The 7,855-nt window shown below is 45.6% G+C and carries 7 protein-coding genes and 1 pseudogene; 7 read left to right on the top strand and 1 reads right to left on the bottom strand.

Going from position 1 to position 7,855, the window contains the following annotated elements:
- Positions 1 to 112 precede the first annotated feature (112 nt).
- The 7 genes and pseudogenes from B5D26_RS15880 to B5D26_RS15850 form a co-directional block, all read left to right on the top strand.
- Positions 113 to 436 (top strand): annotated as a pseudogene (locus B5D26_RS15880) (NAD(P)H:quinone oxidoreductase); the annotation flags it as partial.
- Positions 437 to 514: 78 nt separating this feature from the next.
- A complete protein-coding gene (locus B5D26_RS15875) occupies positions 515 to 973 on the top strand; it encodes a DUF2069 domain-containing protein (protein WP_078746692.1) in 459 nt (152 codons plus the stop codon).
- A 63-nt stretch (positions 974 to 1,036) separates the two neighbouring features.
- Positions 1,037 to 1,663, top strand: coding sequence for a high frequency lysogenization protein HflD (gene hflD, locus B5D26_RS15870; protein WP_078746691.1), 627 nt, complete (start codon positions 1,037 to 1,039; stop codon positions 1,661 to 1,663).
- Between the two features lie 112 nt (positions 1,664 to 1,775).
- Positions 1,776 to 3,143: an adenylosuccinate lyase gene (gene purB / locus B5D26_RS15865; protein WP_078746690.1), complete on the top strand. Its 1,368-nt coding sequence runs from the start codon at positions 1,776 to 1,778 to the stop codon at positions 3,141 to 3,143.
- 174 nt (positions 3,144 to 3,317) lie between these two features.
- The gene (locus tag B5D26_RS15860; RefSeq protein WP_078746689.1) at positions 3,318 to 4,487 is read left to right on the top strand and encodes a cupin domain-containing protein; all 1,170 of its coding nucleotides are present in this window, start codon (positions 3,318 to 3,320) and stop codon (positions 4,485 to 4,487) included.
- A 611-nt stretch (positions 4,488 to 5,098) separates the two neighbouring features.
- Positions 5,099 to 6,694, top strand: a complete 1,596-nt coding sequence (locus tag B5D26_RS15855) for an isocitrate lyase (RefSeq protein ID WP_078746688.1) — start codon at positions 5,099 to 5,101, stop codon at positions 6,692 to 6,694.
- Between the two features lie 179 nt (positions 6,695 to 6,873).
- Complete coding sequence (locus B5D26_RS15850) at positions 6,874 to 7,437, top strand: hypothetical protein (protein ID WP_078746687.1); 564 nt, start codon at positions 6,874 to 6,876, stop codon at positions 7,435 to 7,437.
- Positions 7,438 to 7,542: 105 nt separating this feature from the next.
- On the opposite strand, the gene B5D26_RS15845 is transcribed toward B5D26_RS15850, so the two are convergent.
- A partial coding sequence (locus B5D26_RS15845) for an IS30 family transposase (protein ID WP_143833132.1) occupies positions 7,543 to 7,855 on the bottom strand: 313 nt, incomplete at its 5' end.

Here is a 7,855-nt window from a genome sequence, read left to right as displayed (position 1 = left end):
GGCCGAAGGACTGTCGGTTCCTGCCAATGGAGGCTTGCGTAAATCCGGCCACGCGCCGGTTGCTGCCTGAGAAGTTGGAAGCCTCGCCCGAAAGGGCGGGGAGCAGTCACAATCAACCAGTAATCTTTGGTTGAATGGCGGCTTGGCAAACAAACCCGCGGGTGCTTTTACCTCAGCGTCCAGCTTACATGGTGGGCAGGAAGCAACCTTGCTTTCAATGTTACTGCCGCTGTTGCATCATGGCATGTTGTTGGTGGGCTTGCCTTATAGTGAAACTGAACTGCTTTATACCCAATCAGGTGGTACACCTTATGGTGCAAGCCATTTGGCTGGCAAAGACAGTCAACGCATAGTAGATGAGCAAGAACTAAAACTTTGCTTTGCACAAGGTAAACGCATCGCAGCACTGGCAAAACGGTTGCATCAAGTGGCATAGCGCAGGTTGCTCTCAAGCGTTGTTAAACACTGCAATACTTATATCGTAAAATTTCGTGAGAAGAATATCGTGAGAAAAATGATGAACCGCATCGAAGCGGGCAAGGATATTGCGAGCTTGGCTGCAAAGGGTCGCTTTTGGGTGTTGTTCAGCTATATCGGTATGCTGGTGCTATTGACGGGGAATAGTATTTTATTTCCAACAGAGGGTGCTCGCACTTGGGTGATAGTGGCGTTTCAAACCTTGCCGTTATTACTTTTTATTCCGGGCGTTTGGTTACGTCGGCCTAGATCACACGCATGGCTTTGCTTTGTCAGCTTGTTGTATTTTACCCAAGGTGTGACACAAGCGTTTATTCCATCTCATGCTATTTTTGGCTTAGCTTTGTCGGTTTTATCATCAATTTTATTCCTTGCTGCCATGATGTTTTCTCGCTGGGAAAGTCTAAGACTTAAAGCCCTGCAAATCTCATCAGCGCCCATCGCAGAGCAAAATAAAACAGAAAGCCAAACCGATGCGGAACAAAAGAACGCCTGAGAGTATCTCTCTAGGTAAGATGTAAGTCATTGGCAAACTGATTGGTAAGTTGATAACAGCACTATGAGTTCAAATCAAAAAGAGCAGGATCAAGCTATCGCCTTAGCGGGAGTATTTCAAGCCGCAGCGTTGGTGCATCAGCTTGCGAATAAAGGCATGGTGTCTCAAGACAGCTTTGAAGCCAGTATCGGCAGCATCATGGCAACCGACCCTGAACGCACAATAGATGTTTTTGGAGGAAGTCCCGCAGGTTTGTCTTTAGGCATTAAAACCATGCGTAGCTTTATCAATAAAGAAGCAGAAGCATCGACACATATTTTACGTTATGCCATGTCGATCTTGTATCTTGAGAAGCGACTGCGTAAAGATCCTCAGATGCTGAGCGCCATAGGCCCGCGCTTGGAGCAGATTAAAATGCAAAGCCATCACTTTTCAACTACCCATGAAAATGTGATTGCCAGCATTGCTGCACTGTACCAAGACAGCATCAGCACCTTCTCTTTCCGCATACAGGTACAGGGCGAACCGAACATTTTGCGACAAGCGGGCAATGCAGATAAAGTGCGTGCCTTATTATTCGCAGGTATTCGCTCAGGTATTTTATGGCATCAATTGGGTGGTAGACGCTGGAAACTTTTGATCATGCGCAAAAAAATTATCCGCGCACTGGACAGCCTTGAACAGAACTGAGCACCTATTTAGAACAAATTTGCCACGCATGGCGCAATCACCTGCAATCAAACCGTAATTCAGGTATCATTGCGCCTTTCTTGAATTAGCCAATAGAGAGCAGTGCCCAACAATGCAGCTTTCCAGTCTTACTGCAATATCTCCTGTCGATGGCCGTTATGGCTCCAAAACCGCTGATCTACGCCCTTGGGTGAGTGAATTCGGCCTAATCCGTGCGCGTGTTGAAGTTGAGATTCGTTGGTTACAACGTCTGGCACAACATGAGCAAATTGCTGAAGTACCCGCGCTAAGCGCTGAAGGCAATCAGCTATTGAATGATTTGGTTGCCAACTTCAGTGAAGCAGATGCACAGCGAATCAAAGAGATCGAGCGTACTACTAACCATGACGTTAAAGCGGTTGAGTACTTCATCAAAGAGCGTATTGAAACCAATGATGAGCTAAAAGCGATCACTGAGTTTGTACACTTTGCTTGTACCTCTGAAGACATCAACAACTTGTCTCACGCTTTGATGCTAAAAGGCGCGTTAGACAATGTCATGTTGCCTGTGATGCAAGAGGTGATTGAAGCGATTCGCAAACTGGCGATTGAAAATGCTGAGCAGCCTATGCTGTCGCGTACTCATGGTCAAACCGCATCGCCAACCACTCTTGGTAAAGAGATGGCAAACGTTGCCGCTCGTTTACAGCGTCAGATTAAACAGATCAAAGCCGTTGAGCTGTTAGGCAAAATCAACGGTGCCGTAGGTAACTACAACGCGCACTTGTCTGCTTACCCAGAAATTGATTGGCAGACTAACGCGCAAGTGTTTGTTGAGAGCCTAGGCTTGGTGTGGAATCCATATACCACGCAGATCGAACCGCACGACTATATCGCAGAACTGTTTGACGCCTTTGCACGCTTCAACACCATTCTGATCGACTTTGATCGTGACGTTTGGGGTTATATCTCTCTGGGCTACTTCAAGCAGCGCACTATCGCCGGCGAAGTGGGCTCTTCTACTATGCCGCACAAAGTTAACCCAATTGACTTTGAAAACTCAGAAGGCAACCTAGGTATTGCTAACGCTATTATGCAGCACCTAGCCGCCAAATTGCCGATCTCTCGCTGGCAGCGTGACCTAACAGACTCTACTGTTCTGCGTAACTTGGGTGTTGGCTTTGGTCAGTCTTTGATTGCTTATCAGGCATCGTTGAAAGGTATCAGCAAGCTAGAGCTGAACGCTGCGCGTATTGAGGCTGACCTAGACAACAGCTGGGAAGTATTGGCAGAGCCTATTCAAACGGTAATGCGTCGCTACAACATTGAAAAGCCATACGAGAAGCTGAAAGAGCTGACCCGTGGCAAAGCGATCACCAAAGAAACGCTACAAGCCTTCGTAGAAACCTTGGAAATGCCGCAATCAGCCAAAGATGAGCTAATGCAGCTGACTCCACAAAACTACATTGGTAACGCTGTAGCACAAGCAAAAGCGATTTAATTCGCTTAGTTTGTTTGAATAAACAGTCTAATTAGACTGTAAAAAGGCTCTGATGCAAATCAGAGCCTTTTTCGTTTTCTTTAGTTTTGTTTTTCTTTCATTTTATTTTGAATAGACCTCTGCTTAACTTAAACCTTATCGTCATATTTTATTAGCCCTCATTGGAAACCTCTTATGTTGCAGCTCCCAGAATGTTTGCTTGGCCATATCAGTTATGAAGAGTTTTTACGCGATTACTGGCAAAAAAAACCGCTGTTTATCAAAAATGCAATTCCGAACTTTGAAAGCCCTATTGATGAGCACGAGCTGGCAGGTTTGGCCTTAGAGGAAAATGTAGAGTCACGCATTGTGATGGAAACAGGCCCTAACGGTGAACCTTGGCATTTAGAAAATGGCCCTTTCGCAGAGGATCGTTTTAATCATTTGCCAGAAACCCATTGGTCTTTACTGGTACAAGCGGTTGATCACTATGTGCCGGAAGTCAGTGAACTGATTGATGCCTTCAACTTTATTCCGAGCTGGCGTGTAGATGACATTATGATCAGTTACGCACCTAAAGAAGGCAGTGTTGGGCCACATCTCGACTATTACGATGTATTTCTGTTGCAAGCACAAGGCTCGCGTCATTGGCAGCTGGGTGGTTTTGCGGATGACAAAACCCCAATCGTGCCTAATGTAGCACTACGCATTTTGCAAGAGTTCAACGCTACAGAAAGCTTTGTTTGTGAGCCGGGCGACTTGCTTTATCTGCCGCCGCAATTGGCACACTACGGTATATCACAAAGTGATGATTGCATGACCTGGTCTGTGGGTTTTCGTGCCCCCTCAGCTGACGAGGTGATCACCTCTTTAGCCGATTATATTGGCGACCATTTGTGTGAAGATGAGCGCTATAGTGACCCAGACTTAACGCTGCAAGAGTACAGCAGCGAAATAAAATCAGATGCCATTGGTCGCGTCAAAGCGCTAATGCTTGCTCAGCTGGCGGAAGAGGAAACCATCAATGCATGGTTTGGCCGCTACATGACGCAGCCGAAATATATGGATCAACTGATCCCAGAAGAAACCGCTTTTGATTTGGATACGCTGACGCAAGCCTTAGACGAAGGTTTAGTTGTTAATCTGAGTGAGGGTAGTCGCCTTGCATTTTCAGACACTTCAAAATCACTCACGCTGTTTGCAGATGGCGAAGGCTACGCTATTTTGCCGGAAGACAAGCCAGTAATGACGCAACTAACTGAACAAAAGTACCTTACACAAGATGAATTATCTTCATCTACAAGTGATTTTAAAGTGAAAATATGTGAGCTTTTAAATCGCGGTAGCCTCTATCTAAGCGAATAAGCACTATTGTAGACAGTTGCTTGTTGTTTTAAGTAACTGTCTACATCGCCTTACTTATCATCCTATTATCTCTATAGTTTTCTACGTCATAGTCAGAAGTTTCTTCTATTTACCAGTGCTACCCTTTTGCATAATTTAAGATTGTCGACAATCTGTCGTTATAGGGAGGTCTGCATCTGTCATAAAAGCATCATTTTCGATAGTAAAACTACAGGATAATGCACCGCAACAAAGCAATTGAAACCAATACTGTAGTTGGACTACAAAAAAGAATTTGTAGTTTATTTACAACGACTTATATAGCCCAAAGTAGCGTTTGCAAAGCCCCCAACTGTTAGGCATAGTTTAAAACACACAAGGCAAACACCTGTTTCAATCTAGACTTGGCAAAGCAATTAATAGGCTAAGTTAAGTTGCAATAGAAAACAGGTAAAGTGATGTTTAGAGCCAATTGATTAATAGAGATTGCTCAAAAAACACAGGCACATTGCTAAAAACTATCGCAGATTGACGGCACATCAATCTGACAAACAAAAACCTTTCAGGTCATTCGCTCATGCAATACCAGAAAGGGCGACTAACCCTATCAGGCACTCTGTAGAGGATAAAACATGTCAGTTTACACTCAAGATATCGAAGCTGTTGCAGCACTGAAAGACAAATACGGTTCAGCGTGGGACGGAATCAACCCAGAATACGCAGCACGTATGCGTACTCAGAACAAATTCAAAACAGGTCTGGACATTGCTAAGTACACCGCCGCTATCATGCGTCGTGACATGGCTGAGTTTGATAAAGACAAAACTAAGTACACTCAATCTCTAGGCTGCTGGCATGGTTTCGTAGGTCAGCAAAAACTGATCTCTATCAAGAAGCACTTCGGTACTACTGAGCGTAAATACCTATACCTGTCTGGCTGGATGGTTGCAGCACTGCGTTCTGAGTTTGGTCCTCTTCCTGACCAATCAATGCACGAGAAAACAACTGTTGCTGCGTTGGTAAAAGAGCTTTACACCTTCCTACGTCAAGCTGATGCTCGTGAACTGGGCGGTCTGTTCCGTGAGTTAGATAAAGCACGTGAAGCGGGTGATTCTGCTAAAGCAGCTGAAATCCAGAACAAAATCGACAACTACGAAACTCACGTAGTACCAATCGTTGCAGACATCGATGCAGGCTTCGGTAACGCTGAAGCGACTTACCTGATGGCTAAGCAGATGATCGAAGCGGGTGCTTGCTGCCTACAGATCGAAAACCAAGTAGCTGATGAGAAGCAGTGTGGTCACCAAGACGGTAAAGTAACTGTTCCACACGCTGACTTCCACAACAAGCTACGTGCTCTACGTTACGCGTTCCTTGAGCTAGGTATTGATGACGGCCTGATCGTTGCACGTACTGACTCTGAAGGTGCTGGTCTGACTAAAGAGATCGCGGTTGTTAAAGAGCCGGGTGATCAAGGTGACGTATACAACTCATTCCTAGACGTTGAAGAGATCGACGTAGCTGACATGGCTGAAGGCGATGTGTGCTTCAACCGTAACGGCAAGCTGGTTCGTCCTAAGCGTCTACCTTCTGGTCTGTATCAGTTCCGTCCAGGTACTGGTCATGAGCGTTGCGTATTTGACTGTATCGAAGCACTGAATGCAGGCGCTGATCTGCTGTGGATCGAAACTGCAGTACCAACAGTTCACGAAATCAAAGGCATGATGGATGACATTCGTAAAGTTCACCCAGATGCGAAACTGGTTTACAACAACTCTCCATCTTTCAACTGGACGCTGAACTTCCGTCAACAGACTTACGATGCATGGTTAGCTGAAGGTAAAGACGTTTCTGCATATGACCGTGCAAACCTAATGTCTGCTGAATACGATGAATCTGAGCTGTCTGCAGCTGCTGATGCACGTGTACGTACATTCCAGGCTGATACTGCTCGCGAAGCGAACGTATTCCACCACCTGATCACTCTGCCGACTTACCACACAACTGCATTGTCTGTTGATAACTTGGCTAAAGAGTACTTCGGTGATAAAGCGATGCTGGGTTACGTTGAAGGCGTACAGCGTAAAGAGATCCGTCAAGGTATCGCATGTGTTAAACACCAGAACATGTCAGGCTCTGACATCGGTGATGATCACAAAGAATACTATGCTGGTGAGAATGCTCTGAAAGCAGGCGGTGCTAAAAACACGTCTAACCAGTTCAGCTAAGCTGAGCGGGTTCTAGGAACGGTGCTCTGATCAATGCAGAGCAACCGCCCTAGGCAAAAAAAGGCGGCTCCTTGCACAAGGTGCCGCCTTTTTTATGAGCGCTACAAAAGAATCGAATAGCTTTTTACGTTAGAATTTCAACCTGCTTTCTACTGCAAACTGATTAAGTGACTTCGAATATGACTGATACACCTGATTTTCTTCAAGACGCAAAAACTTTACTCACTGCACAAGGTTTTTCGACAAGCAATACTTGGTATCACGGCACGTCATCGGCACTGGTTGAGTCAATAAAAGCTCAAGGCTTAAAGCGTTCTGGTGACAGAGCCTTGAAAGACGCAGCCAAAAAAACCATGGCCACAATCGGTAATCATTACACAGAAACAACCGAGCCGGTTTTTTTAACACAAAGCCGAGAGCTTGCCTTCTACTGGGCTGAACAAGCGGTAAGAAACCGTAGCGTACGTGTTGAGGGTAACGAGCACCCTGTTGTACTGGCTGTTACGCTGCCCGATGCTTTGAACGAAAAAGTAAAACCTGATGTAGGCGCAGCAAGCCTGCTTTTAGTCGCAGAGGGCGAAGCGTTTATGGCTCACTTGGCCCGTGTTTATCAGCAGAGTGGTTTTGAGGCACCTGAAATAGACCTGATGAAAGCAGAACGCATGGAATATCTGAATAAGTTAGGCATGGCTTATTTTGATGCTGATATTGATGCTAGCTGTCTAGAGCTGATAACAGGCTAGTTGTATAGGGCAGGAGAGTGCAGGTGCTCTGAATGAATACTTAAAAGAGGCGACAGGTTCGTCTCTTTTTTTATCAGGGCGGTTGCAGACTCTGAGTGCAACACGCTACTGAACTAATGTGGTGGTATTATATTCTTTCGCCATCACTTCACTAATTACTTCAATGGGGCATCGGTATTCAAAACGCTGCCGAGGCCTGATATTCAACTCATAAGCAATCGCATCCAACTGCTCCTGACTGTGCACTGACAGATCCGTTCCTTTAGGTAAATATTGGCGGATTAGGCCATTGATATTCTCATTGCTTCCCCGCTGCCACGGACTGTGTGGATCACAAAAATAGATCGCTACACCTGTACGTTGCGTGATTTCCGCATGCTTAGCCATCTCTTTGCCTTGGTCATAGGTCATACTTTTA

Origin of the sequence: Oceanospirillum multiglobuliferum, from assembly GCF_900167095.1 — a bacterium.
In the GTDB taxonomy this organism is placed as follows: domain Bacteria; phylum Pseudomonadota; class Gammaproteobacteria; order Pseudomonadales; family Halomonadaceae; genus Oceanospirillum; species Oceanospirillum multiglobuliferum.
Note: the sequence above shows the minus strand (reverse complement) of the source record. Positions and strands in the feature narration are given on the sequence as shown.

Coding starts and splice junctions, on each gene's coding strand:
- B5D26_RS15850 (WP_078746687.1), top strand. CDS start 6,874: ATGACTGATACACCTGATTTTCTTCAAGACGCAAAAACTTTACTCACT.
- B5D26_RS15860 (WP_078746689.1), top strand. CDS start 3,318: ATGTTGCAGCTCCCAGAATGTTTGCTTGGCCATATCAGTTATGAAGAG.
- hflD (WP_078746691.1), top strand. CDS start 1,037: ATGAGTTCAAATCAAAAAGAGCAGGATCAAGCTATCGCCTTAGCGGGA.
- purB (WP_078746690.1), top strand. CDS start 1,776: ATGCAGCTTTCCAGTCTTACTGCAATATCTCCTGTCGATGGCCGTTAT.
- B5D26_RS15875 (WP_078746692.1), top strand. CDS start 515: ATGATGAACCGCATCGAAGCGGGCAAGGATATTGCGAGCTTGGCTGCA.
- B5D26_RS15855 (WP_078746688.1), top strand. CDS start 5,099: ATGTCAGTTTACACTCAAGATATCGAAGCTGTTGCAGCACTGAAAGAC.